General features: G+C 66.9%; 23 protein-coding genes. 12 read left to right on the top strand and 11 right to left on the bottom strand.

Features of this window, described 5'->3' with window-relative positions; genetic code table 11:
* Positions 1 to 95: 95 nt before the first annotated feature.
* From rplI to rpsF, 4 genes are all read right to left on the bottom strand, one after another.
* Positions 96 to 554 carry a 50S ribosomal protein L9 gene (gene rplI, locus CRM90_RS04755; RefSeq protein WP_036342194.1) on the bottom strand — a complete coding sequence of 153 codons (459 nt, stop codon included), beginning with the start codon at positions 552 to 554 and terminating at the stop codon, positions 96 to 98.
* Positions 555 to 571: 17 nt separating this feature from the next.
* The gene (rpsR, locus tag CRM90_RS04750; RefSeq protein ID WP_005142196.1) at positions 572 to 826 is read right to left on the bottom strand and encodes a 30S ribosomal protein S18; all 255 of its coding nucleotides are present in this window, start codon (positions 824 to 826) and stop codon (positions 572 to 574) included.
* Positions 827 to 887: 61 nt separating this feature from the next.
* Positions 888 to 1,403 (bottom strand): single-stranded DNA-binding protein, encoded by a 516-nt coding sequence (locus CRM90_RS04745; protein WP_102805856.1) that lies wholly within the window; start codon positions 1,401 to 1,403, stop codon positions 888 to 890.
* A gap of 104 nt (positions 1,404 to 1,507) precedes the next feature.
* Entirely contained in the window at positions 1,508 to 1,798 is a 291-nt protein-coding gene (gene rpsF / locus CRM90_RS04740; protein ID WP_036342207.1) for a 30S ribosomal protein S6, read from the bottom strand.
* Positions 1,799 to 1,940: 142 nt separating this feature from the next.
* Between rpsF and CRM90_RS04735 the strand changes: the two genes are divergently transcribed.
* Positions 1,941 to 3,251, top strand: coding sequence for an adenylate/guanylate cyclase domain-containing protein (locus CRM90_RS04735; RefSeq protein ID WP_102805855.1), 1,311 nt, complete (start codon positions 1,941 to 1,943; stop codon positions 3,249 to 3,251).
* Here the strand turns inward: CRM90_RS04735 and CRM90_RS04730 are convergent.
* The 4 genes from CRM90_RS04730 to CRM90_RS04715 form a co-directional block, all read right to left on the bottom strand.
* A complete protein-coding gene (locus CRM90_RS04730) occupies positions 3,248 to 3,886 on the bottom strand; it encodes a DJ-1/PfpI family protein (protein WP_102806111.1) in 639 nt (212 codons plus the stop codon). The two genes, CRM90_RS04735 and CRM90_RS04730, sit on opposite strands and share 4 nt — an antisense overlap.
* Complete coding sequence (locus CRM90_RS04725) at positions 3,855 to 5,429, bottom strand: glycosyltransferase family 87 protein (protein WP_233209182.1); 1,575 nt, start codon at positions 5,427 to 5,429, stop codon at positions 3,855 to 3,857. Before CRM90_RS04725 ends, CRM90_RS04730 begins: the two co-directional genes overlap by 32 nt.
* Before the next feature lie 68 nt (positions 5,430 to 5,497).
* The gene (locus CRM90_RS04720) at positions 5,498 to 7,834 is read right to left on the bottom strand and encodes a transglycosylase domain-containing protein (protein WP_102805854.1); all 2,337 of its coding nucleotides are present in this window, start codon (positions 7,832 to 7,834) and stop codon (positions 5,498 to 5,500) included.
* A 145-nt stretch (positions 7,835 to 7,979) separates the two neighbouring features.
* Positions 7,980 to 8,414 carry a DUF5318 domain-containing protein gene (locus tag CRM90_RS04715; protein ID WP_036342215.1) on the bottom strand — a complete coding sequence of 145 codons (435 nt, stop codon included), beginning with the start codon at positions 8,412 to 8,414 and terminating at the stop codon, positions 7,980 to 7,982.
* 111 nt (positions 8,415 to 8,525) lie between these two features.
* On the opposite strand from CRM90_RS04715, the gene CRM90_RS04710 reads away from it, so the two are divergent.
* From CRM90_RS04710 to CRM90_RS04690, 5 genes are all read left to right on the top strand, one after another.
* Entirely contained in the window at positions 8,526 to 9,380 is an 855-nt protein-coding gene (locus CRM90_RS04710) for a DUF1707 SHOCT-like domain-containing protein (protein WP_199189777.1), read from the top strand.
* A 169-nt stretch (positions 9,381 to 9,549) separates the two neighbouring features.
* Positions 9,550 to 10,095, top strand: a complete 546-nt coding sequence (locus tag CRM90_RS04705; protein ID WP_036342219.1) for a PadR family transcriptional regulator — start codon at positions 9,550 to 9,552, stop codon at positions 10,093 to 10,095.
* A 59-nt stretch (positions 10,096 to 10,154) separates the two neighbouring features.
* Positions 10,155 to 11,255 carry an inositol-3-phosphate synthase gene (locus tag CRM90_RS04700; protein WP_102805852.1) on the top strand — a complete coding sequence of 367 codons (1,101 nt, stop codon included), beginning with the start codon at positions 10,155 to 10,157 and terminating at the stop codon, positions 11,253 to 11,255.
* 82 nt (positions 11,256 to 11,337) lie between these two features.
* Complete coding sequence (locus tag CRM90_RS04695) at positions 11,338 to 12,255, top strand: Rv0045c family esterase (protein WP_102805851.1); 918 nt, start codon at positions 11,338 to 11,340, stop codon at positions 12,253 to 12,255.
* A 50-nt stretch (positions 12,256 to 12,305) separates the two neighbouring features.
* Positions 12,306 to 13,091 carry an LLM class F420-dependent oxidoreductase gene (locus CRM90_RS04690; protein WP_102805850.1) on the top strand — a complete coding sequence of 262 codons (786 nt, stop codon included), beginning with the start codon at positions 12,306 to 12,308 and terminating at the stop codon, positions 13,089 to 13,091.
* Here CRM90_RS04690 and CRM90_RS04685 read toward each other — a convergent pair.
* Complete coding sequence (locus CRM90_RS04685; protein ID WP_102805849.1) at positions 13,088 to 14,260, bottom strand: cytochrome P450; 1,173 nt, start codon at positions 14,258 to 14,260, stop codon at positions 13,088 to 13,090. The genes CRM90_RS04690 and CRM90_RS04685 overlap by 4 nt on opposite strands.
* Before the next feature lie 126 nt (positions 14,261 to 14,386).
* On the opposite strand from CRM90_RS04685, the gene CRM90_RS04680 reads away from it, so the two are divergent.
* From CRM90_RS04680 to CRM90_RS04665, 4 genes are all read left to right on the top strand, one after another.
* A complete protein-coding gene (locus CRM90_RS04680) occupies positions 14,387 to 15,052 on the top strand; it encodes a GntR family transcriptional regulator (protein WP_102805848.1) in 666 nt (221 codons plus the stop codon).
* A 113-nt stretch (positions 15,053 to 15,165) separates the two neighbouring features.
* Entirely contained in the window at positions 15,166 to 16,890 is a 1,725-nt protein-coding gene (locus tag CRM90_RS04675; RefSeq protein ID WP_199189793.1) for an ABC transporter substrate-binding protein/permease, read from the top strand.
* Positions 16,890 to 17,630: an amino acid ABC transporter ATP-binding protein gene (locus CRM90_RS04670; protein ID WP_102805847.1), complete on the top strand. Its 741-nt coding sequence runs from the start codon at positions 16,890 to 16,892 to the stop codon at positions 17,628 to 17,630. Before CRM90_RS04675 ends, CRM90_RS04670 begins: the two co-directional genes overlap by 1 nt.
* Positions 17,631 to 17,693: 63 nt before the next feature.
* Positions 17,694 to 18,152 (top strand): MarR family winged helix-turn-helix transcriptional regulator, encoded by a 459-nt coding sequence (locus CRM90_RS04665; RefSeq protein WP_036342236.1) that lies wholly within the window; start codon positions 17,694 to 17,696, stop codon positions 18,150 to 18,152.
* A gap of 36 nt (positions 18,153 to 18,188) precedes the next feature.
* Here CRM90_RS04665 and ggh read toward each other — a convergent pair whose 3' ends face one another.
* The gene (gene ggh / locus CRM90_RS04660; protein WP_036342238.1) at positions 18,189 to 19,529 is read right to left on the bottom strand and encodes a glucosylglycerate hydrolase; all 1,341 of its coding nucleotides are present in this window, start codon (positions 19,527 to 19,529) and stop codon (positions 18,189 to 18,191) included.
* A gap of 53 nt (positions 19,530 to 19,582) precedes the next feature.
* Between ggh and CRM90_RS04655 the strand changes: the two genes are divergently transcribed.
* On the top strand, positions 19,583 to 20,323 hold the full coding sequence (locus CRM90_RS04655) for an SDR family oxidoreductase (protein ID WP_102805846.1): 741 nt from the start codon (positions 19,583 to 19,585) through the stop codon (positions 20,321 to 20,323).
* 82 nt (positions 20,324 to 20,405) lie between these two features.
* On the opposite strand, the gene leuS is transcribed toward CRM90_RS04655, so the two are convergent.
* Complete coding sequence (gene leuS / locus CRM90_RS04650; RefSeq protein ID WP_102806108.1) at positions 20,406 to 23,273, bottom strand: leucine--tRNA ligase; 2,868 nt, start codon at positions 23,271 to 23,273, stop codon at positions 20,406 to 20,408.
* A 222-nt stretch (positions 23,274 to 23,495) separates the two neighbouring features.
* Here leuS and CRM90_RS04645 point away from each other — a divergent pair, with 222 nt between their 5' ends.
* Entirely contained in the window at positions 23,496 to 24,443 is a 948-nt protein-coding gene (locus tag CRM90_RS04645; RefSeq protein ID WP_102805845.1) for an LpqN/LpqT family lipoprotein, read from the top strand.
* Positions 24,444 to 24,464: the final 21 nt, after the last annotated feature.

Below are 24,464 nucleotides of genomic sequence, written 5' to 3'. Positions count from 1 at the left end.
CTGTGGCGACCCCGCCCGGAAGTGTTCGCCAGAAATACAGCAATTCCCCGGGGGCAGCCTCGCAGGGCCGCCACCCGGGGAATTGACGCGGACGGCTAACTCTGGGCCACGACGTCGACGGTGATGTCGACGTTCACCTCGGGGTGCAGGTGCACTCCGACGGTGTGGGCGCCAGTCGCCTTGATGTGTGCCTTGGGCAGCTGCACGGTGCGCTTGTCCAGGCTGGGTCCGCCGGCCTTCTTGATGGCGCCGACGATGTCGTTGGCAGTCACCGAGCCGAACAGCTTGCCCGAGTCCGCGGCGGACTTCACCGGCAGCTGGATCGAACCCAGCGCGGTGATGGCGGCCTTGATCTCGTCGGCGTGCTCACGATCGCGCACGGTCTTGGTCTCGCGGGCACGACGGATTTCGTCGGCCTGCTTCTGTGCACCGCGGGAGGCCACGATGGCCAGGCCGCGCGGCAGCAGGTAGTTACGTCCGTAGCCGTCCTTCACCTCGACGGTGTCGCCGGCGGTTCCGAGGTGCTCGACCTCAGCGGTCAAAATCAGCTTCATCTCGATACTTCCGTTCTCTACCGCGCCGCCGACGTGAACGGCAGCAGAGCAACCTCACGCGCGTTCTTGACGGCGATCGCGATGTCGCGCTGGTGCTGCACGCAGTTACCGGTCACCCGGCGGGCGCGGATCTTGCCGCGCTCGCTGATGTAGGTGCGCAGCAATTGCGTGTCCTTGTAGTCGATGTCCTGCCCCTTCTTCGAGCAGAACACGCATTTGCGGGTCTTGACCGGCTTTTCCGGTGCGGGACGCCGCTTGTTGGTCTTGGCCATGGGTCAATCTCTTTCGTTCTTCACAGTCGCGCCGTTGGCGCACAAAGGATTTCGTTGGGTATCAGAAGGGCGGTTCGTCGTCACCGCCGGCGAACGACCCCGACGCCGGGGCACTGCCCCACGGGTCGTCGCCCGACTCACTGGCCGCTGCTGCCGCCGGACGGGAGCCCCCGCCACCGCCGCCGCCGAAGCCGCCACCACCGCCGCCGCTGCGCGAGGCCTTGTTGACCTTGGCGGTGGCGTAACGCAGTGACGGGCCGATCTCGTCGACCTCGAGCTCCACAACGGTGCGCTTCTCGCCCTCACGGGTTTCGAAGGAACGCTGCTTCAGCCGGCCCTGAACGATCACCCGCGAACCGCGGGTGAGGCTCTCGGCCACGTTCTCGGCCGCCTCACGCCAGATGTTGCAGCGCAGGAACAGCGCCTCGCCGTCTTTCCACTCATTGGTCTGACGGTCGAACGTGCGGGGTGTGGACGCCACCGTGAAATTGGCGACGGCTGCACCCGACGGGGTGAACCGCAGTTCGGGATCGGCCGTCAGATTTCCGACGACGGTGATGGTCGTGTCACCGGCCACAAGGTCCTCCTGGCATAGGCGGATGGATTCACCGCGAAGCCTACGTAAGAGCTCCGACGCGCGGCGCGCTTATCCACTCAGCGGATAGTGAGTCCGAGCTGGACTCAGTGCTTATCGGTCCGCATCACCTTGGTCCGCAGCACGGACTCATTCAGGTTCAGCTGCCGGTCGAGCTCGGACACGGTGGCCGGCTCGGCCTTCACGTCGACGACGGCGTAGATGCCCTCGGCGTGCTTGGCGATCTCGTAGGCCAGACGGCGCCGGCCCCAGATGTCGACCTTGTCGACCGATCCGCCGTCACTCCGGATGACGTTCAGGAACGTCTCCAGGGACGGGGCAACGGTGCGCTCGTCGAGAGTGGGGTCAAGGATGACCATGATTTCGTATGGACGCATGGGAACCTCATCACCTCCTATGGTCGTAGCGGCCACGGCGTGTCCGTGGCAGAAGGGTCGCCTGCGTCGGCAACCTGCACAGGCTACCGGAGTGCAGGCTGATCAGCGAAATCGCGGTGATCGACAGGCTTAGACTTCGGCCGTGTTCTCCGAGACGCGCTACGCCCGCAACGGAGACTTGGGCGTCGCGTACCGGGCGTCGCCGCCCGGCGATCGGGACATCGTCTTCGTCCCGAACTGGTTCACCTGCTGTGAGATCCTGCCCGAGCTGCAGTCGATACAAGGTTGGGCCGAGGCTATCGCGTCGCTGGGCCGCCTCATCTTCTTGGACCAGCCCGGCACCGGTGCCTCCGACCCGGTTCGCCCCGGGGCAATGCCAACCCTCGAGCAATGGACCGACAGCATCACTGCGGTACTCGACGACATCGGAAGCACTGAAGCCGTGCTCGTCGCGGTCGACGGTGCGTTCGCAAAAGCCGCGATGTTCGCGGCCACATATCCATCCCGGACCACAGCTCTCATTGCGCTGGAGGGTTATGCGGAGACGCTCACCATCCGACCTGACGAGACATTCACCGGCACTATGACCGCGCTCTGGGGCTCCGGCGAGCTCCAGCGCCACATGAATCCTGATATGCCCTGGAACGAAGAGATTCGGGCGCAGTGGGCACGGATGGAGCGTCTGGCGGTCAGCCCCTCGACCCACGCGGTAATGCTCGAGATGGTCCAGCAGCTGGACGTCCGCGCCGTTCTCCCGACGATTCGCGTGCCCACCCTGGTTGTAAATCATCTCGACGATCAGCTCGTGGTGCCACAGATGGGTCGCAACATCGCCGACAACATCACCGGAGCGAAATACGTTGAGCTGCCAGGCCGCAACTTGTTTCACTTCGTCGAACCGTGGCGCGCCTCATTTCAGCAAGTCGCCGAATTCCTGACCGGACACGAAGCGGACGTGCCCGACGATCGGGTGTTGGCGACCGTGCTCTTCACCGACATCGTGGACTCCACACGTCGCGCGGCGCGGCTCGGTGATCGAGAGTGGCGCTCGCTTCTCGACGCACACGACGCGGTTGTCCGAGCTCAATTCGGCCGCTTCCGCGGACGTGAGGTCAACACCTCCGGCGACGGCTTTCTCGCAGTGTTCGACGGGCCGCAGCGAGCGATCCGCTGCGCCATGGCAATTCGCGAGGCGCTCAAACCCCTCGGTATCGAGATCCGCGCTGGACTTCACACCGGAGAGTGCGAGGTACGTGGCGCCGATATCGGTGGCATCGCAGTGCACATCGGCGCCAGAGTCAGTGCACTGGCCGCTGCCAACGAGATCGTCGTGTCCAGCACGCTGCGGGATCTGGTCTTCGGGTCGGGGCTCGAGTTCGAGGACCGCGGCGAGCACGACCTGAAAGGCGTGCCCGGCGAGTGGCGCTTGTTCGCCGTCACCTCGAGCTCCTAACTCCGCTGGCCGTAGTACTCGAGCGCCAGCTGCAAGGTGGCATCGGAGACCTGGTCCACCGCGCCGGCCCGGAACGGCGGCTGCGGGTCGTACTCGATCATCAGCTGGCTGGCCTCCGCGGCCCGCCGTCCGACCAGCAGCTCGACCAGCCGCAGCGCCATATCGATGCCACTGGATACCCCGGCTGCGGTGATGATGCGCTCCGGCAGATGCTCGACGACCCGCTGCGGGGTGTAGATCGCGCCGAAGGACTCCAACAGCTCGGTGGCCCGCCAATGCGTCCCGGCCGTCAAACCGGTCAGCAGGCCCGCGGCCGCCAGCACCAGGCTGCCGGTACACACCGAGGTGGTGAAGGTGGTGTGCCGGTGCACCTCGCGGACCCAGTCCAGGACTGTGGTGTCCTCGACGAGCGTGCGGGTGCCGATTCCGCCGGGGAACACCAGGATGTCGGGTTCGGTGACGTCGTCGAAGGTGGCGTCGACCGTCAGGCCGAGCATTCCGTTGTCGCTGCGGACCTCGCCGCGACGATGCCCGACGAACACCACGTCGATCGACGGGATGCGCTGCAGGACCTCGTAGGGGCCGATCGCGTCCAGTGCGGTGTTACGCGGGAACAGTGCTATCGCGACTTGCATCCGGTGCCTCTTGTTCCTCGGGCGCATCGGCAACCGCCGTCGCGCGTGGGCGCAACCACCGCGGGAACCACGTCGGATACGCGTCGTGGGCGCCGTCGAACATGCCCCCGGCAGGATCGTCCACCCGGCCGCCCCAGCGCACCAAATCCAGTTCGGGACGGTAGATCTGACGCACGACCAACACCATCAGGCCCACCACCGCGATGTCGCGCAGCAGCACAGTGGCGGTGAACCACTGCTCAGGCAGGCCCTTGTTGGCCTCGCCGTACAGGTAGTACATCCGCGGCACCCACACGAGCATGTCGATGGTCATCCACGCCAACAGAATTCGGCGCTGCGGCAGAGCCAGCACCGCCAGCGGCACCAGCCACAGCGAGAACTGCGGGCTCCACACCTTGTTCACCAACAGGAACGCGGCCACCGTGAGGAACGCCAGCTGCGCCACCCGCGGCCGCTGCGGCGCGGTCAGGGCGATGTACGCGATTGCCGCACAGCACAACACGAACAGCACGGCAACGACGACGTTGAGGATCACCGGCGGCTGCCAGAACCCGAGGTTCGTGTCGAAGCCGTCCCAGCCGGTGAACGACTTCACCACGTTGTACAGGGAGTCCATGTCATCCCCGCGCCGGGAGTTGAGCCGGAAGAACTCCGACCAGCCGCGCGGAAACAGCACCATCACCGGGAGGTTCACCACGAACCAGGCACCCACCGCGGCCACCACGGTCTTGGCGGCCTCGGGCATCCGGTCGGTGCGGATCGCCAGCACCAACAACGGCAGCAGCAGCAGTGCCGGATACAACTTGGCCGCCACCCCGAGACCGATCAGGATGCCCGCCAATACCGGCTTCTTGCGCGCCCACGCCAGCAGGCCGCCGATCGCCAAAGCCGTTGCCAGCGCGTCGAAATTGGTGAAGATCTGGAAGATCAGAACCGGGGACGCGGCCACCAGCGCGGCATCCCACACCCGCCGGCCCGCCAGCCACGACGACGCCCACACCGTCGTCAGCCACGCCAACGCCAGCCCGATCGCCGCGAAATTGAAGAACATCACCACTTCGGCGACCGCAGGCAGCGACACCATCTTGGCGACCGCTGTGTAGGTCTTGGCCAGTGCCATCGACACGTACTGGTACACCCCGGTCAGCACGGGATATTCCATGTAGCGCACCGCGGGCTTGCCGTCATACCGGATCTGCGGCCGGCCGCTCGAATCGGTCTCGATCCAGCTCGACTTGTACGGAAAGCGGCCCTGGCTCAACAACTCCGCGCCGTAGAGCGGCACGGTGTCGGAGTAGCACAGCTCGAAGTAGGCGCGCTGATTCTGCCAGTTGGCCACCCGCTGATCGGGTGAGCCGGTGCCCACCGTCTGCAGGCACGGCGCCTTCGTCGACCAGCCCAGCGCCAGCACCACCAACGCCATCAGGAACATGACCCGCAACGGGGTGAAGATCCGGGTCCGGCCGATCAACGCGTGCCGGCCCACCGGACCGCCCACGACTTCCGAGAGTGCCGCGCCCACAGTGTCATTGCGGCTCGGCATGTCACGGTCGTCAGCGCTGCGCAGATCCTCGGCCAGCGGTGCAGGTGACACGGTGGCGCGGCCGTCGATCACGGCGGCGGAGGCGGTAGCTGTACGCCGGGGTCACCACCGACCGGTGCCGGCTGGTCCGGCCCACCCGGTGGCGGCGGCGGACCACCGCCCGGCGGAATCGTGATGGTGGTCGGCGGTCCCAGCGGAATCGTGATGCCCGGTGCCACTTCGATACTGGGCTGGATGACGGTCTCCGACGGCGGCGCGGGTGGCGGGGGCGGCGGCGCCGGGACACCGGCGTATCCGCCGATCTCGGTCGGCTTGGGGAACGACTCGTTGTCTGTTCCCTTCAGCGCGCCGTCCATCGTGGCCTTCCAGATGTCCGACGGGAGGCCCGAGCCGTACACCGGTCCGCCCGACGACGTGACCAGCGGTTGCGTGCCGTCAGTGGTGCCGACCCAGACAGCCGTCGACAACGACGGGGTGTAGCCGACCATCCATGCGTCGCGGTTGGCGTCGGTGTCGCCGAGCTGATTGGTTCCGGTCTTGGCCGCCGACGGCCGGCCACCCGCCAGATTGTGTCCGCGTGAATAGCCGGCGATCGGCTGCATCGCCGCGGTCACATTGTCGGCGACCGCCTTGGGAATGCGCTGCTCGCCACTGTTGTCGGCGGTACTGGCGTCGAAGAGCACCTCGCCGCGCGAGTTGACGACCTTCTGCACGAAGTGCGGCTTGTGATAGACGCCGGAGTCGGCCAACGTGGCGTAGGCCGAGGCCATGTCGATCACCCGCGACTGGTACTGGCCCAGCACCACACCATTGTTCGGCGGGCCGCCCTTGCCGTCCTCGGACAACGTGTGGGGCACCCCGGGGAAACTTTCCGCAACACCGGCCCGGTGCGCGGCGTCCGCCACATCACTCGGACCGTTCTTGAGCTTGAGCATCAGCCGGTAGTACGAGGTGTTCAGCGAGCGCTTCAACGCCTCCGCGATGTTGCAGACACCGCAGCCCTCACCCTCGACGTTGGTGATCTTGATGCCGTTGACGGTGACCGGCGAGCTGTCGATCTGATAGCCGAGCCCCATGCCCTGCTCGAGGGCGGCCACCAACGCGAACACCTTGAACGACGAGCCGGTGGGCAGACCGGCCTGCGCGAAGTCGAAGCCCTGCGCATCCGAACCGCCGTAATAGGCCTTCACTCCACCGGTTTTCGGATCGATGGACACCACCGCCGAACGCATGTCCGGCATCTCGCCATCGAGATACTTCGACACCGCGTCCTCGGCGGCCTTCTGCGCCTGCGGGTCGATCGTCGTGGTGATCTGCAGGCCCTGAGTGTTCAGGGTCTGCTCATCGATGTTGAACAGATCCAGCAGTTCCTTGGTGACCTGACGTTCGATCAGGCCGTTCGGCCCGGTGGTGACGTTGTTCGAGCGGGCCTGCTCCGGCGACACCGTCGGCGGGAAAACCTGTTGGGAGCGTTCGTCCTTCGACAGCGCGCCCATCGACACCATGCCGTCGAGCACCCAGTTCCACCGCGTGGCCGCACCGTCGGGATCGACCGCCGGATCCAGGGTCGACGGCCGTTGGATCAGCGCGGCCAGCAGCGCACCCTCGGCGACCGTCAACTGCTCGACCGGCTTGTCGAAGTACGCCTTCGAAGCCGCCGCGATGCCGTAGGCACCGCGGCCGAAATAGATGATGTTCAGATACGCCTGCAGGATTTGGTCTTTGGACCACTCGCCGGTCATCTTCGTGGAGATGACGAGCTCCTTGGCCTTACGCACCACACCGCCGACCCCGGATCGGGCGTCACCGACGAGCGCGTTCTTCACATACTGCTGGGTGATCGTCGACCCGCCCTGAAGGTCGCCGCCGAAAAGGTTGTTCTTGAGTGCGCGGGCAAAGCCGGTGAAGGAAAAGCCCGGATTGCTGTAGAAGTCGCGGTCTTCGGCGGCCATCACCGCGTTGCGGACCTGCACCGGCACCTGGTCGATGTTGACGTCGATCCGGTTGCCTTCCGGCGGAACGATTTTCGCGAGTTCGGAGCCGTCGCTTGCCAGGATCGTAGACACCTGGTTGGTGCGCAGGTCCCCAGGCTGAGGCACCTGGACGATCAGGTAGGCCATCCCGAAGGTGATCAGCGGCAGCACGATCAACACGACGGCGGCCAGGTACAACGACCGGCGCACCCACTTCCAGTTGACCTGCTGGGAGAACGTCGGCGGCTTCAACGGCGGCGGGCCACCCGGCCCCCCGGCGCCACCCGGGCGGCGCGGCGGGGGCGGCGGGGGAAGCTTCGGCGGCGGAGTGCCGTCCAACGCTGCCTTGACGACGTCGACCGGGTCACGCAGCTGCGGTGGGGTGTCGCGGACCGGTTCGATGATCGACGTCAACCGGTCATCCGGCGGCACCTGCCGGCGGGGTGCGGATCGGGACGGGCCAGACCCGTCGCCCGCCGCGGGGAATCGCGTGGTCGGTGGCTCCGAGTTGCCGGACGCACCCTGGGCCCCTGAACCTGTGCGGTTGTCAGTGGCAGGCCGGTCGGGACGCCCTTCGCTATTCACTGGCCGTACGCGCGCCGGAGCGCGCCGTCTGGGTGCCACGGCGTCCTCGCGTCCCGTTGGTGGGCCGCGGCGTTCCGAGCACGTAGGACTTGACCAGGTGATTCCACTCGCAGGTCCGGCATACCTCCACCACGTGTACCGAGAATTCGTCGAATCGAGTCGCCAGCAACACCAGCTCCTCGGCGGTGCGCGCGGATCCCGAAACCGCACCCAGGTGATCGCCGAACACCCAGGACACCAATGTCAGCGGCTCCTTGCGGCAGATCGGGCACATCACCGAACTGGGCTTGCCGTGAAACTTGGCGGCGCGCAACAGATAGGGATTGGCGTCGCAGACCTCTGAAACCCCAGTTCGACCGGAGTACACCTCGGCCAGCAGGGAGCGTCGCCGAAGGGCGTAGTCCACCACCTGTCGCTGCAATCGCACGAGGACCAGAGTACGTCGGGGATCTGGGCACCGGCACGCAACCGACTCGCGGCGCCGCCGAATATGCGGCTGGTCTGCGCTCTTGGTGTCCGAACTCTTACGATCATCGCCGTGGCGACATCGCAGACTTCCAGCACGCGCGCCAAGGACAGCGACCGCAACGACACGTGCCAGATTTTGGACACCGCGCTGTCCGAGGGGCAGCTGTCGATGACCGAGCATCAGCAGCGGGTGAAGGCGGCGACCACGGCGATGACGCTGGGCGACTTACGCGCGCTCGTCTCCGACCTCCAGACCGCGAACGCGCCGGTGCAGCTGCCCACGTTGAAGAAGCCGCGGCTGTCGACGCCGGGGACCAGCGGAAGCTGGGGCATCCGGCTCGCCATCATGGGGGTTCTGGTCGTGCTCGGCATCGGCATCGGCTGGGGGCTGTACGGCAACACCCCGTCGCCGCTGAACTTCACCTCCGATCCGGGTGCCAAGTCGGACGGCGTTGCCCCGGTGGTGCTGACGCCGCCGCGCCAGCTGCATTCGCTGGGTGGCCTCACCGGATTGCTCGAGCAGATGAAGAAGAAGTTCGGCAACACCGACGGCAACCGGCTGGTGATCTACCCCGAGTACGCGTCGTTGACCCGGCCGGATCCGGGCGACGAGCGACGCGAACTCAACTACACCTACCGCGGCGGCTGGGGCGACCCGAGCACGTCGGGTGCCAGTAGCGACGCCCAGCTGGTGGATCTGAGCAAGTTCGACGCCAAAGCGGTCGTCGGCGTGCTGCGCGGGGCGCCGGAAACGCTGAACATGAAGCCCGGCGACGTCAAGAGCACCTATCTGATCATCGAGCCCAGCCGCGACCAGACCGTCCCGGGGACGTTGACGATCTCGGTCTACGTCTCGAGCGACTTCGGCAGCGGCTACATCCAGCTGAATCCCGACGGCTCGGAAAAGCAGATCAACTACCCCTAACGGGCGAACGCGGCTCTGGCGTGACACTCGACGCCGAGCGCGACTCTGGCGTGACACTCGGCTGTATCCATGGGGAACGTGCGCACTCAAGTAGCGCCGAATATATCGCTCCGATACTATCGCCGGAGGTGTCGAAGTGTCGTAACGGCCGAGCAAAGGAGGTGACCCGATGTTGGAGCTTGCCATCTTGGGCCTTCTCCTCGAGTCGCCCATGCACGGCTACGAACTGCGCAAACGACTGACGGGCCTGCTCGGGGCATTCCGCGCATTCTCGTACGGCTCGCTGTACCCGGCCCTGCGCCGGATGCAGACCGACGGGTTGATCGTCGAGGACACCGCCCCCGCGGGGACCACGGTGTTGCGCCGCGCCCGCCGGGTATACCAGCTGACCGACACCGGTCGCCAGCGGTTCGCCGAACTGGTGGCCGACACCGGCCCACAGAACTACACCGACGACGGCTTCGGTGTGCACCTGGCGTTCTTCAATCGCACACCGGCCGAGGCACGGATGCGGATCCTGGAAGGCCGCCGGCGCCAGGTGGAGGAACGTCGCGAAGGTCTGCGGGAGGCCATCGCCCGGGCGAGCAATTCATTCGACCGCTACACGAAACAACTCCATCAGCTGGGCCTGGAGTCCAGCGAGCGGGAAGTCAAGTGGCTCAACGAGCTGATCGCCGCTGAGCGGGTGGCGCAAAGCCACCCAGACCAGGCCTGACGCGGCCACCGCAGTACCTGAACAGCAGCCAGTAGAAGTACGAGTTAGGAGAACGTCCCATGACGGAGCACAACGGATCGTCGACAGATGTGCGGGTCGCCATTGTCGGCGTCGGCAACTGCGCGTCCTCACTGGTCCAGGGCGTGCAGTACTACCAGGACGCTGACGCGAACGCCACCGTTCCCGGCCTGATGCACGTGAAGCTCGGCCCGTATCACGTGCGCGACGTGAAGTTCGTCGCCGCGTTCGACGTCGACGCCAAGAAGGTCGGCTTCGACCTGTCCGAGGCGATCTTCGCCTCGGAGAACAACACCATCAAGATCGCCGACGTGCCGCCGACCGACGTCGTCGTGCAGCGCGGCCCGACACTGGACGGCATCGGCAAGTACTACGCCGAGACCATCGAGATCTCCGACGAGCAGCCGGTCGACGTCGTCAAGGTCCTCAAGGACAACAAGGTCGACGTGCTGGTCTCCTACCTGCCGGTGGGCTCCGACGAAGCCGACAAGTTCTACGCGCAGTGCGCCATCGACGCCAAGGTCGCATTCGTCAACGCCCTGCCGGTGTTCATCGCCTCGGACCCGGTCTGGGCCAAGAAGTTCGAAGACGCCGGTGTCCCGATCGTCGGCGACGACATCAAGAGCCAGGTCGGCGCGACCATCACCCACCGCGTGATGGCCAAGCTGTTCGAAGACCGCGGCGTCACGCTGGACCGTACGTATCAGCTGAACGTCGGCGGCAACATGGACTTCAAGAACATGCTCGAGCGTGAGCGTCTGGAGTCCAAGAAGGTTTCCAAGACCCAGGCCGTCACGTCCAACCTGACCGGTTCGCTGGCCGGCAAGGTCGAGGACAAGAACGTCCACATCGGCCCGTCGGACCACGTCGCGTGGCTCGACGACCGCAAGTGGGCCTACGTCCGCCTCGAAGGCCGCGCCTTCGGCGACGTGCCGCTGAACCTGGAGTACAAGCTCGAGGTGTGGGACTCGCCGAACTCGGCAGGCATCATCATCGACGCCGTGCGCGCCGCGAAGATCGCCAAGGACCGCGGCATCGGCGGCCCGATCATCCCCGCGTCGGCCTACCTGATGAAGAGCCCGCCCAAGCAGCTGGCCGACGACGTCGCGCGCGCGGAGCTGGAGAAGTTCATCGAAGGCTGATTCCCGTTCGTTGAGACCGCAGTGAGATCGCGCATCACCGCCAGGATGCGATCCCACTGCGGTCTCAACGTATAAAGAGCTAGTGATCTCCGATGACGAGCTGATCGGCCTCGACGAATTCGCCTTGCTGCCCGAGAACGCCGAGCAGGCCGGCGTCAGCGCGGAGTTGCCGCCGGTCACCAGGATTGAGTCCGGCCCGATCAGCGCGCTGAAGTGGGGTGCCGAACCGCCGCGGATCGTGTTCCTGCATGGCGGCGGTCAAAACGCCCACACCTGGGACACCGTCATCCTCGGCCTGGGCGTTCCGGCGCTGGCCATCGATCTACCTGGGCACGGCCGCTCGGCCTGGCGCGAGGACGGCGACTACGGCCCCCGGCTGAATGCCGAGACGTTGCGGCCCGTCCTGAACGAATGGGCGCCCAGCCCACGACTGGTGGTCGGCATGTCGCTGGGCGGCCTGACAGCGCTGCGCATCGCCACCGTCGAGCCGGCGCTCGTCCCCGAACTGGTGCTGGTCGATGTCACACCGTCCGCGCCGGAGCGTCATGAGCAGATGAGCCAGGCCCAGCTGGGTGCGGTCGCACTGACGCAAGGGGAACGCACGTTTCCGAGCTTCGCCGCCATGCTGGACGTCACGGTCGCCGCCTCGCCCACCCGAAGCCGGGAATCACTGCGCCGCGGCGTCTTTCACAACTCCAAGCAGCTCGACGACGGCACCTGGACCTGGCGCTACGACTCCTTCCGCAAGGGCGCCGACTCCGGTGGCGGGCTGCCGGAGTCGTTCGCCGGGCTGTGGAACGACGTGCCGTCCATCACGATGCCCACCACGCTGGTGCGGGGCGCCAACTCATTCTTCGTCAACGACGAGGACGCTGACGAATTCGCCCGTACCGCACCGGGTTTCCAACGCGTGATCATGGTTCCCGACTCCGGTCACTCCGTACAGGGTGACCAACCGCGCGCGCTGATCGACATTCTGCGCGACGTGCTCGCCGACTGAGCAGTCCCCCGCTGGGAATACCGGCGTCGCGCGATACGTACGGTTGGGGTGTGACCTATCCCATTCGCATCGGCGTGCAACTGCAGCCGCAACATGCCCCCGACTACAACCAGATCCGCGATGCCGTGCGCCGCTGTGAAGACCTCGGCGTCGACGTGGTCTTCAACTGGGACCATTTCTACCCGCTGTACGGCGACCCCGACGGTGCGCACTTCGAATGCTGGACCATGTTGGGTGCCTGGGCCGAACAGACCTCCCGGGTCGAGATCGGCGCGCTGGTCTCCTGCAACTCCTACCGCAATCCGGAGCTGCTGGCCGATATGGCCCGCACCGTCGACCACATCTCCGGCGGCCGGCTGATCCTCGGTATCGGGTCGGGCTGGAAGCAGAAGGACTACGACGAGTACGGCTACGAGTTCGGCACCGCCGGTAGCCGCCTCGACGACCTTGCCGGCGCGCTACCACGGATCAAGTCCCGGCTGGCCAACCTGAATCCGGCACCGACCCGGGAAATCCCGATCCTCATCGGCGGTCAGGGTGAGAAGAAGACGCTGCGCCTGGTCGCCGAGCATGGCGACATCTGGCACGGATTCACCAACGCCGAGACCTACCCCGGCAAGGCCGAGGTGCTCGACCGGCACTGCTCCGACGTCGGCCGCGACCCGGCCAAGATCGAACGGTCATCGGGCGTCGAGGGCCGCGACCGCGACACCATCGTCGCCAACGCCGAGGCGCTCACCGGGCTGGGCGTGACCCTGCTGACCGTCGGCTGCGACGGACCGGACTACGACCTCAGCGCCGCCGAGGCTTTGGTGCGCTGGCGCGACAGCCGTTAGCAGGGATCGAACTCCAGCGGCAGCGATTCCAGGCCGAAGGTGCCGGCAGGCCACAACGTGGTGGCCTCGCCCGCCAACCGGTAATCCGGGATGCGCGCGTGGAATTCTTCGATGGTGAGCCGTAATTCGCGGCGCGCCAGGTGCGAACCCAGGCACCGGTGGATACCGCCGCCGAATCCGAGATGCACGGCCTTGGCGTTCAGGTCCATCTCGTCGGCGGTGTGGGCGTACGGCCCGTCACGGTTGGCGGTGAACAGCATCAGCATGACTTGCGAATTCGCCGGGATCGTCACGCCTTCGACCTCGACGTCGGCGGTCGTCACGCGCGGCACCCCGGGCACCGGGCCGTCGAGACGCAGAACCTCCTCGATGAACGGCGGTATCAGCGACGGGTCTGCGATCAACCGGTGCCGCAGCACCGGGTCGTTGGCCAGGTTGAGCAACGCGAATCCGATGGCACCGGTGACGGTGTCGAGTCCGGCCAGGACGATCAGGAAGCACAGCCCCAAGATCTCGGCATCGGTCCACGCCTCGTCGCCGTCGAGGGCCAGGATATTGCTGAGCATGTCGTCACCCGGATGGCTGCGCTTGATTTCCAGCTGCTCGGCCAGGAAGGTGAAAAGCGCTATGCTGCAGTCGATTACCGACTGCGACTGCTCGCTTCCCAGTGATGCGATGTCGGCACCCTTGATGATCCCGCTGACCCAGCCGAGGAACTTGGGCAGGTGCTCCAGCGGCAGCCCGAACAGCGTCAGGATGGCCTGGGTGGGGAACTTGTAGGACAGGTCGGCGACGACGTCGCAGCGGCCGAGCGGAGCGAACTTGTCGATGTGCCCGCGCAGCTGTGCGCGCAGCTCGCCGTCCATCGCTTCCATGCGCTTGGGTCCGAACATCGGGTCCAGCACCCGTCGGTAGTCCGCATGCTTCGGCGGATCGATCGCGATCGGGATCATCGAGATGGCGTTGGCGACGCCGTCGAAGGCTTTCGCCGAGGAAAACAACTCGGGATGCTTCTGGGCGAAGCGAACCCCCTCGTAACTGGTGATCAGCCACATCTTTCCGACCCGATACACCGGCCCCGGTTTGCGCAGGTGGTCCACGGCCGCGGTGCGCCCGCTCGGGACCGGCGTCGCCGCGTAGTAACCGTCGGGCATTTCCGTCGTCGTCATGGTCGGAGAGTAACGAGACTCACAGTCTCGTTACCTGGGATTGCGCGAGCTACCCGCAAGTAACCAGGAGGATGACGACGAGTGCACGTCGTCTGGACGCCCCCGGAGAGGGACCCGGAGAGGGATATGCCCAAACGCTATGGGGTCAAAGAGAAAGACCTGGTTGTCGCCCACGTCCTCGACATGCTGCTCACCGGTCGGCTGCGGTCGGGAGATCGCGTGGACCGCAACAAGATCACCGCTGCCCTCGGACTGAGTCGGGTGCCCGTCCAGGAAGCCCTCAACCAACTCGAACACGACGGCATCCTCGAGTCGCGCTATCACCGCGGCGCGTTCGTCCACCGCTTCGATGCCGACGTCCTGCGCGAACACCATGAAGTGCACGGCCTGCTGACCGGTGCGGCGTCCGCGCGGGCCGCCGCCGATCCCCGGCCCGACGTCCTCGACCGGCTCGCCGAGCCGATAGCCGTCATGCGCGCCTCATCCGACTCGCGCGCCTTCCTCAACGCGGCCGACCTCTTCAGAGACATCGTCGTCGACGAGTACGCCGGCCCGCGACTGAGCGCGGGCATTCGGGCGTCGCGCGGATTCATGCCCCACGAATTCTGGGCCACCTACCCGGACACGGTGAACCAGCTCCTGCCGCTCGCCGAAGCCGAACACGACGCAATCCACCGCCGTAATCCGTCGTCCGCCCGGCAGGCCTGCCTGGACCGCACCGACCTGATGGCCGACGTTCTGATCGGCGAACTGCACCGGCTTGGGGTGCTCACCGACTTGGGTTCCGTCTGATCGCAAAGCGCGACGGGATTGCCGCGGGCAGTACCTTGCTAATGATGGCTGTTCATTCCGACCGGACACCGCGGGCCGGCATACGCCTGACGACACTGCTCTCGGTTCTGTTGATGATCGCCGGCCTGGTGGCCGCCGCGCCGGCGGGGGCAGACCAGTGCGCGCCGCCGGGCGTCGGATCGGCCAGCGCCCTGCCGACGAACCTCGCCGCCGCAGCCAAGGGACCGGACGAGGACAAATACACCACCGCCACGGTGCAGCCGTTGACGTCGGTCAACCGTGACGCGCTCGGCCTGATCACCCCCGGCACGCTGACCGTCGGCACGCTGTCGGACGCACCGCCGAGCATCTGCATCGACTCGAAAGGACAGTTCACCGGATTCGACAACGAACTGCTGCGGGCGATCGCCGACAAACTCGGCTTGAAGATTTCGTTCGTCGGCACCGAGTTCTCCGGTCTGCTCGCCCAAGTCGCCGCCCGCCGCTTCGACGTCGGGTCGTCGTCGATCACCACCACGGACGCGCGCCGGCGCACCGTGGGTTTCACCAACGGCTACGACTTCGGCTACTTCTCCCTCGTGGTGCCGTCCGGCTCGGCCATCACCGGATTCCAACAACTCGGCCCCGGGCAGCGAATCGGCGTGGTGCAGGGCACCGTTCAAGAGGCCTACCTCGTCGACACGCTGCACCTGCAACCGGTGAAGTTTCCGGACTACAACACCGTCTACGCCAGCCTCAAGACCCGTCAGATCGACGCCTGGGTGGCGCCCTCGCAGCAGGCGGTCGGCACGGTCAAGCCGGGCGATCCGGCTCAGATCGTCGAAAACACCTTCAGCTTGGACAATTTCGTCGCCTACGCGGTGGCGAACGAGAACAAGCCGCTGATCGACGCCCTCAACTCCGGCCTGGATGCGGTGATCGCCGACGGCACGTGGTCGAAGCTGTACTCGGAGTGGGTGCCGCGGGCTCTGCCGCCGGGCTGGAAGCCGGGCTCGAAAGCGGCGCCGGTTCCGCAGCTGCCCGACTTCGCCGCGATCGCCGCCGCGCACGAGAAACCGGCCTCGGTCGGGGCGGCACCGAAATCGGTGCTGACCCAACTGCGGGAGTCGTTCCTGGATTGGGACCTCTACAAGAAGGCCATCCCGGACCTGTTGACCACCGGGTTGCCCAACACGCTCATCCTGACGGTCTGCGCCAGCGTGATCGGACTGCTGCTCGGCATGGTGCTGGCCGTGGCGGGGATCTCCCGGTCGCGGTGGCTGCGCTGGCCGGCCCGGGTCTACACCGACATTTTCCGCGGGCTGCCCGAGGTGGTGATCATCCTGCTGATCGGGCTGGGCATCGGGCCGGTCGTGGGTGGCATCACCGGCAACAACCCCTTCCCGCTCGGCATCGCCGCGCTCGGGCTGATGGCCGCGGCCTACATCGGCGAGATCTTCCGCTCCGGCATCCAGAGTGTGGACGCCGGGCAGCTGGAAGCGTCCCGCGCGCTGGGCTTCAGTTACTCATCCTCGATGCGGTTGGTGGTGGTCCCCCAGGGCGTCCGCCGAGTGCTGCCCGCCCTGGTCAACCAGTTCATCTCGCTGCTCAAAGCATCGTCGCTGGTGTACTTCCTGGGCCTGGTGGCCAGCCAGCGCGAGCTGTTCCAGGTGGGTCGCGATCTCAACGCCCAGACCGGCAACCTCTCGCCGTTGGTGGCGGCGGGCCTGTTCTACCTGTTGCTGACGATCCCGTTGACGCACTTGGTCAACTACATCGACGCCCGGTTGCGCCGCGGCCGAACACAACCCGACGAGGATCCGCTGGCGCCGAGCACAACGAGCCAGGAGATGGTGTGATGGCCTCGCTTCCTGACCCGGTCTCGTTGGCCTGCAAGGATATTCACCTCGCCTTCGGCACCAACAAGGTGCTGCGCGGCGTGGATCTGGACGTGCCGGCCGGCACCACGACGGCGGTCATCGGCCCGTCAGGCTCGGGCAAATCCACCCTGCTGCGCACGCTCAACCGGCTCTACGAACCCGACCGCGGCGACATCCTGCTCGACGGCAAGTCGGTGCTGAACGACGATCCCGACGCGCTGCGCCAGCGCATCGGCATGGTGTTCCAGCAGTTCAACCTGTTCCCGCATCGCAGCGTGGTGGACAACGTCGCGCTCGGGCCACGCAAACTCAAGCGGCTGTCGGCCGAGGAATCCCACGAGCTGGCGCTCGCCCAGCTGGACCGGGTCGGTTTGAAGCACAAAGCCGAGGTGCGGCCGGCCACGCTGTCCGGTGGTCAGCAGCAGCGGGTCGCGATCGCGCGGGCGCTGGCGATGGCGCCGCAGGTAATGTTCTTCGACGAGGCGACCTCGGCGCTGGACCCCGAACTGGTCAAAGGGATCCTGGCGCTGATCGCCGAGCTGGGTTCGGACGGGATGACGATGGTCGTGGTCACCCACGAGATGGGGTTCGCCCAGTCGACCGCGGACTCGGTGGTGTTCATGGACTACGGCCAGGTGATCGAATCCGGGCCGCCCGATCAGATCTTCAGCGCCGCCGAGACGGAGCGTCTGCAGCGTTTCCTGTCGCAAGTTCTCTAACTCGGGCGCGTAATACCGCGTATCGCGCGGTTGACAACCGCGGACAGGTTAGACTAGCGAACTATGATTGAGGCCGAGCCGCAGGTCACTGACCTGTCCGGGGACCTGCAGCGGGTCCTGTCGAAGCTCTTTTCGGTCTTGCGCCGCGCCGACACCAAGTCCACCACCGCCGGAGCCGACCTCACCCTCGCACAGCTGTCCATCCTGCTGACCCTGCTGGATCAGGGTCCGATCCGGATGACCGAGCTGGCCGCACGCGAACGGGTACGCACCCCGACCACCACGGTGGCGATCCGCCGGCTGGAAAAGCTCGGGCTGGTCAAGCGGTCGCGTGACCCCTCGGACCTGCGGGCCGTTCTCGTCGAGGTCACGCCGCAGGGGCTGGTGCAGCACCGCGAAGCACTGGCGGTCCGGCGGGCGAATCTGGCCGCGTTGCTCTCGAAGCTGAGCGACGAGGAGCGCGAGACCTTGGCCAAGGCGCTGCGTCCGCTGGAGCGGTTGGCCGAGCAGGCCGAAAGCTAGCTAGCCCCGGCGGGCAGGAGCGAAACGACTCGGGGATTAACCCAACCAGTCGAGGACCGCGGCCGCGGTCCAGGACTGTTGCATGCTGCCCAGCGGCTCGCCGGTGAATGGTTCGTAGTACTCGGCGAAGGTGCCGTCGCTGGCCTGCCGAAGGCCTTCCTGGCGCAGCAACAGCGAACGCTCCGACCATCCGCGGCGCGCGAACGCCCAGGAGAACAGCCACGTCAGCACCGGCCAGACCGGCCCGCGCCAATACTCGCGTGACCGAAAGTCCTTGGACACCGGCGACGTCGACGGGATCACCGCGTACCGCAGGTCCGGGTGTCCGCAGAACCGCGGACCTTCCAGCACCCGCAGCAACGCCCGCTCCCGGTCGTGCGGCAGGCCGCCGCACAGCAGCGGAGCGAACTGCGCGGCGGTCTCCGTCGCGATCCACTTATCTGCTCTGACGTCGAAATCGCGTGCGGCGCCGGTCCTTTGGTCGGTGGTCTCAACGACGCCGGCCCGGAACCGCTCGGCCCACGAATACAGGTCGCGGACGTCGGCGTGGGGCCGCTTGTAGTCCTCGCCGATATTGGCCAGCACATCGCAGGCAACCGCGAAAATCGCTGACACAAAGACGTCTTCGACGGCAAAGCTCATCACCTTCGGCAGCAGATCGTCGTCGTAGCGGACCGACTTCATCTCCTCGAGCAGCCACAGGTACCGGTCGTATTCGGTGTCCGACGGGCGCTGGCTGGCGTCGGTGACGATGTGGGTGTCCTCGCGCTGATACTCCGGCAGGTTCCCGGGAATCACGTTGGCGTAGGCGGAATCCCAGCGCGGCGAGTTGTCCATCCCGGACTCCCAGCCGTGATACAGCGTGACGCGACCGTGCTCGTTCTGATCGCGGGCCTCGGCCAGCCAGCGGTGCCAACGCACCAGATCCGGCCACCGGCGGTCCAGAAACGACTCGGCCACGGCGCGGGTGGAACGGCCCCTGGTGCGGGCCCGGTCCAGAATGCGTTGCACCGCAATGGCATGCACCGGTGGCTGGGTGATCCCCGAGGTGTGCCGGGTGCGCGGGGCGTGCGCCGCCAATGCCGACGTGGCCCAGCGGGCCGGGCCGGGGAAGTATCCGTCGACGCCGTTGGCGAACACGATGTGCGGGATCATCCCGTTGGTCCACTGCGCGGACAGCAGGGTGTCCAGCTCGACGACCGCGCGCTCGACACTCAGCGGGGCCAGGCCGACGGCGACGAACGCGGCGTCCCAACTCCACATGTGCGGGTAGAGCAGGGGCGCCGCGGAGGTCATCACACCCAGGTCGTTGCCGCGCAGAAGGTAGGCCGCGCGGGCCGCCAACTGTGTCGGGCCGAAGCTCGGGTCGTATGCCACGCGTTCATTCTGCGGCGCGAACCTGCGAAACGCAGGTCGGTAGGGTGGGTGGCATGTCTTCCGGTGGGCAGGAGCGAAGCGACCCGGGTAAAAAATCCGGTGGGCAGGAGCGAAGCGACCCGGGAAAGAAGTCAGCTCTCATCACCGGTGCCAGTGGCGGCATCGGATCGGCGATCGCCGATGCGCTGGCCCCCACCCACACCCTGCTCCTCGCGGGCCGTCCGTCCGATCGTCTGGACGCCGTCGCCACCCGTCTCGGCGCCACCACCTGGCCGCTGGACCTCACCGATCCGGACGGGATCGAGGCCGCGGCCGAGCCGCTCGCCGAACTGGACGTGCTGGTCCACAACGCCGGCGTCGCCTACCCGGGACGATTCGACGACTCGACGCCCGAACAGTGGCGGGCCTGCTTCGAGGTCAACGTGACCGGCGCCGTCGCCCTCACCCAGGCGCTGCTCCCGGCACTGCGCGCGGCGCGTGGGCACGTCGTATTCATCAACTCCGGCGCCGGACTGAACGCCTCACCCGGACTGGCCGCCTACTCGGCGAGCAAGTTCGCCCAGCGGGCGTTCGCCGATTCGCTGCGCGCCGACGTCCCCGAGTTGCGAGTCACCAGCGTGCACCCAGGCCGGGTCGACACCGAGATGCAACAGGACCTGGTCGCCTACGAAGGCGGCCAGTACGACCCGGCGAAGTTCCTCAAACCGGAGACCGTCGCGCGGATCGTCGCCGAGGTGATCGCCAGCCCGCCCGACGCGCACACCCACCAGGTGGTGGTCCGCCCTCGCGGCTAGCCTCGCGCCGAGATCGACGTTTTGCGGCGATCTACTCGCACTTTCCCTGCCAGTCGTCGGTTTGGGCGAAAAAGGGGGTGGGTCAGACGACGAGGTTCACCAGCCGGCCCGGTACCACGATGACCTTCTTCGGGGTGGCACCGGCCAGGAAGGCCTGGACCTTCTCGTCGGCGAGCGCGGCCGCTTCGAGGCCGGCCTTGTCGGCGTCGGCGGCAACGGTGATGCGTCCGCGGACCTTGCCGTTGACCTGCACCGGGTACTCGACGGTGTCGGTGACCAAATACTGCGGATCGGCTACCGGAAAAGGTCCGTGCGCCAACGACTTCGAATGCCCCAGTCGATGCCAGAGTTCCTCGGCCAGGTGCGGCGACAGCGGCGCCACCATCAACACCAGCGGTTCCAGCGCCGCTCGCGCGCTGACGCCCTCCTTGGTGAGGTGGTTGGTGTACTCGATCAGCTTGGCCGCGGCGGTGTTGTTGCGCAGGCCCGCGTAGTCCTCGGACACGCCCTCGATCGTGCGGTGCAGCAGCCGCAGGGTGTCCTCGTCGAGCGCCTGATGCTCGGAAGCCCTTGTCTCACCGGTGGACTCGTCGACCACAAGCCGCCACACCCGTTGCAGGAAGCGGTAGGCGCCGACGACGTCCTTGGTCGCCCAGGGCCGAGACGCCTCCAGCGGACCCATCGACATCTCGTAGACCCGCAGCGTGTCCGCACCGTAGCCGTCGCAGATCTCGTCCGGGGAGATCGAGTTCTTCAGGCTCTTGCCGATCTTGCCGAACTCCTGGAACACCTCCATCTCGCCGTCGTCCCCGGGCAGGAAGAACTTCCCGTCCCGCTCGACGACGTCGGCGGCCGGCACGTACGCGCCGCGGGAGTCGGTGTAGGCGAACGCCTGGATGTACCCCTGGTTGACCAGGCGGCGGTACGGCTCGCGAGAGCTGACATGTCCGAGGTCGTGGAGCACCTTGTGCCAGAACCGGCAGTACAGCAGGTGCAGCACCGCGTGCTCGACGCCGCCGACGTAGACGTCCACTCCCCCGGGGTCGGCCGGGCCGTGCTCGGCCGGTCGCGGGCCCATCCAATACTGCTCGTTCTCTTTGGCGCAGAACGTATCCGGGTTGTGCGGGTCCGCGTATCGCAGCTCGTACCAGGAGCTGCCCGCCCACTGCGGCATCACGTTGGTGTCGCGGGTGTAGGTCTTCAGGCCGTCACCGAGGTCCAGCTCGACGTGCACCCATTCGTCCGCCTTGTTCAGCGGCGGGGACGGCTCACTGTCGGCGTCGTCCGGGTCGAACATCACCGGCGAATAGTCGGCGATGTCGGGCAGTTCCACCGGAAGCGCCGATTCGGGCAGCGGATGGGCCCGGCCGTCGGCGTCGTACACGATCGGGAACGGCTCGCCCCAGTACCGCTGCCGCGCGAAAAGCCAGTCCCGCAGTTTGTATTCGACACGAGCGCGGCCGCGCCCGTCAGCCTCCAGCCGCTCGGTGATGGCGTTCTTGGCGTCCTGGACGGTCAGGCCGTCGAGGTACTGCGAGTTCACCAGCGCACCGTCACCGGAATACGCGGCCTCGGAGATGTCGCCACCAGAGATCACTTCGACGATCGGCAGGCCGAACTCGGTGGCGAACTCCCAGTCGCGCTGATCGTGCCCGGGGACGGCCATGATCGCGCCGGTGCCGTAGCCGACCAGGACGTAGTCGGCGATGAAGACCGGAACGTGTTGTCCGTCAGCCGGATTGATCGCATACGTACCGAGGAAGACCCCGGTCTTGGTCTTGTTCTCCTGGCGTTCCAGGTCGGACTTGGCCGCGATCGAGCGCCGATAGGCCGCCACCGCCTCGGCCGGGGTGTCGGCGCCGTAGGTCCACCGCGGGTCCACCCCGTCCGGCCACTGCGCGGCAGCGAGCTGGTCGACCAGCTCATGCTCGGGAGCCAGCACCAGGTAGGTCGCGCCGAACAGGGTGTCGGGCCGGGTGGTGAAGACCTCGATGTCCGCGCCGTCGGCGTCGAACAGCACCGACGCTCCGGTGGATCGACCGATCCAATTACGCTGCATGGTCTTGACCTTCTCCGGCCAGTCCAGCACCTCGAGGTCGTCGAGTAGCCGGTCGGAGTAGGCGGTGATGCGCATCATCCACTGCCGCAACCGCTTTCGGAACACCGGGAAGTTGCCGCGCTCGCTTCGACCGTCGGAGGTGACCTCCTCGTTGGCCAGCACCGTGCCCAACCCCGGGCACCAGTTCACCAGCGAATCGGCCAGATAGACCAGCCGGTGACCGTCGATGACATCGGCTCGCTCACCCGCGGACAGGGTGGACCACTGCCGGCCGTCGTCGAGAGTGCGTGCACCGGAGTCGAATTCGGCGAGCAGATCGGCGATCGGACGGGCCTTGTTCTGCTCGGTGTCGAACCAGGCGTTGTAGATCTGCAGGAAGATCCACTGGGTCCACTTGTAGAAGTCCACGTCGGTGGTCGAGAAGCTGCGCCGCTGGTCGTGCCCCAGGCCGAGCCTGCCCAGCTGGCGGCGGAAATTGACGATATTGGCCTCGGTGCGGATCCGCGGATGGGTGCCGGTCTGGATCGCGAACTGCTCGGCGGGCAGGCCGAAGGCGTCGAAACCCAACGCGTGCAACACATTGCGCCCGGTCATCCGGAAGTAGCGCGCATAGACATCGGTGGCGATGTAACCCAGCGGATGCCCGACATGCAGACCCTCACCGGAGGGATACGGGAACATGTCCTGGACGAACATCTTGTCGTCGGGAACCGCCGAGCCGTCCGCGGGTGCCAGCGACCCGACCGGGTTAGGCACATCGAAGGTGCCCCACGACTGCCAGTTGTCCTGCCAGGTGCGCTCGATCCGGCCGGCCAGCTCGGCGGTGTAGCGGAACCGCGGGGTGTCGGCGTCTGCGCTGCCCTGCGGTGCGGCGGTCGGGGTTTCGGTCACGCACACAGGGTATAAGGGCCGCTCGCGGGTCCACCCCGCGACAGCGCTGTGTGACCCCGGTCGCACCCTGTGCAACGGCCCGGTCTCGGATGGATTGCAGTGCGGTCGACGGTTGGTTCCAGGTCTGTTCCAGCCCTATCCGGGCTGCCCGGCAGGCCGATACAGTCGGCCTCCTGACAAGGGGCCTCACCTGGCCCGACCGTGTCGAAAAGGACAGCTGCGATGATCACGAATGCCCGTAACTGGCGGGTGGTAGTAGGTGGGATGGCCGCCGGTACAGCCGCCGTCCTCGGTTTCACCGGCGCGACCGCGTCAGCGGATCCGGTCGTTCCCGTTCTGCCCGCGCCCGTCACCGTCACCCAGACCGTCACCGTCGCCCCCGAGGTCGCGGCCGCGAACGCGGTCCCCGCCGCCGCGCCCGCGGCGGCACCGGCCGCCGTCCCCCAGGTCGCCGCCGTTCCGCAGGTCGCGGCCCCGGCCGTCGCGCCCGCCGTGGCACCTGCCGTGGCCGCACCGGAGACCCTGGCCCCCGCCGCGTCCGGCACCCTTGCCGACTTCTTCAAGGACAAGGGCGTCAAGATGGAGCCGCAGAAGGCCAGCGGCTTCACCGCGCTCAACCTGGTGCTGCCGATGCCGCGCGGCTGGACCGTCGTGCCCGATCCGAACGTCCCCGACGCGTTCACCGTGCTCGCCGACCGGCTCGGCGGCGACGGGCTGTACACCTCCAACGCACAGCTGAAGGTGTACAAGCTGGTCGGCGACTTCGATCCGAAGGAAGCCATCACCCACGGCTACGTCGACAGCCAGCAACTGTTCAACTGGCAGGCCACCGACGCCTCGCTGGCCGATTTCGACGGTTTCCCGTCCTCGCTCATCGAGGGCACCTACCGCGAGAACGACATGACGCTGAACACCTCGCGCCGCCACGTCATCGCCCAGTCCGGCCCGGACCGCTACCTGGTGTCGCTGTACGTGACGACCGCCGCCAACCAGGTGGTCGCCACCGCTGACGCGACCGACGCCATCGTCAACGGTTTCCGGGTGGCGTCGCCGACAGCCGCGCCGGCCCCGGCTCCCGCCCCTGCAGCGGCACCGCTGGCCGATGCGTCGGCACAGGCCCCCGCGCCCGCTCCGGCCGTCCTTCCCGCGGTGCCCGCTCTGGCGCGCTGAACCCGGGCTCGTATTGTGGCC

The sequence above is a fragment of the Mycobacterium sp. ENV421 genome (assembly GCF_002887815.1).
GTDB lineage: Bacteria > Actinomycetota > Actinomycetes > Mycobacteriales > Mycobacteriaceae > Mycobacterium.
The sequence above is the reverse complement of the archived record's forward strand: the minus strand, read 5'-3'. Positions and strand labels throughout refer to the sequence as shown.

Coding starts and splice junctions, on each gene's coding strand:
- CRM90_RS04680 (WP_102805848.1), top strand. CDS start 14,387: ATGCCCAAACGCTATGGGGTCAAAGAGAAAGACCTGGTTGTCGCCCAC.
- CRM90_RS04705 (WP_036342219.1), top strand. CDS start 9,550: ATGTTGGAGCTTGCCATCTTGGGCCTTCTCCTCGAGTCGCCCATGCAC.
- CRM90_RS04665 (WP_036342236.1), top strand. CDS start 17,694: ATGATTGAGGCCGAGCCGCAGGTCACTGACCTGTCCGGGGACCTGCAG.
- CRM90_RS04655 (WP_102805846.1), top strand. CDS start 19,583: ATGTCTTCCGGTGGGCAGGAGCGAAGCGACCCGGGTAAAAAATCCGGT.
- CRM90_RS04675 (WP_199189793.1), top strand. CDS start 15,166: ATGATCGCCGGCCTGGTGGCCGCCGCGCCGGCGGGGGCAGACCAGTGC.
- CRM90_RS04645 (WP_102805845.1), top strand. CDS start 23,496: ATGATCACGAATGCCCGTAACTGGCGGGTGGTAGTAGGTGGGATGGCC.
- CRM90_RS04730 (WP_102806111.1), bottom strand. CDS start 3,886: ATGCAAGTCGCGATAGCACTGTTCCCGCGTAACACCGCACTGGACGCG.
- CRM90_RS04725 (WP_233209182.1), bottom strand. CDS start 5,429: ATGCCGAGCCGCAATGACACTGTGGGCGCGGCACTCTCGGAAGTCGTG.
- rplI (WP_036342194.1), bottom strand. CDS start 554: ATGAAGCTGATTTTGACCGCTGAGGTCGAGCACCTCGGAACCGCCGGC.
- rpsR (WP_005142196.1), bottom strand. CDS start 826: ATGGCCAAGACCAACAAGCGGCGTCCCGCACCGGAAAAGCCGGTCAAG.
- CRM90_RS04685 (WP_102805849.1), bottom strand. CDS start 14,260: ATGACGACGACGGAAATGCCCGACGGTTACTACGCGGCGACGCCGGTC.
- CRM90_RS04700 (WP_102805852.1), top strand. CDS start 10,155: ATGACGGAGCACAACGGATCGTCGACAGATGTGCGGGTCGCCATTGTC.
- rpsF (WP_036342207.1), bottom strand. CDS start 1,798: ATGCGTCCATACGAAATCATGGTCATCCTTGACCCCACTCTCGACGAG.
- CRM90_RS04670 (WP_102805847.1), top strand. CDS start 16,890: ATGGCCTCGCTTCCTGACCCGGTCTCGTTGGCCTGCAAGGATATTCAC.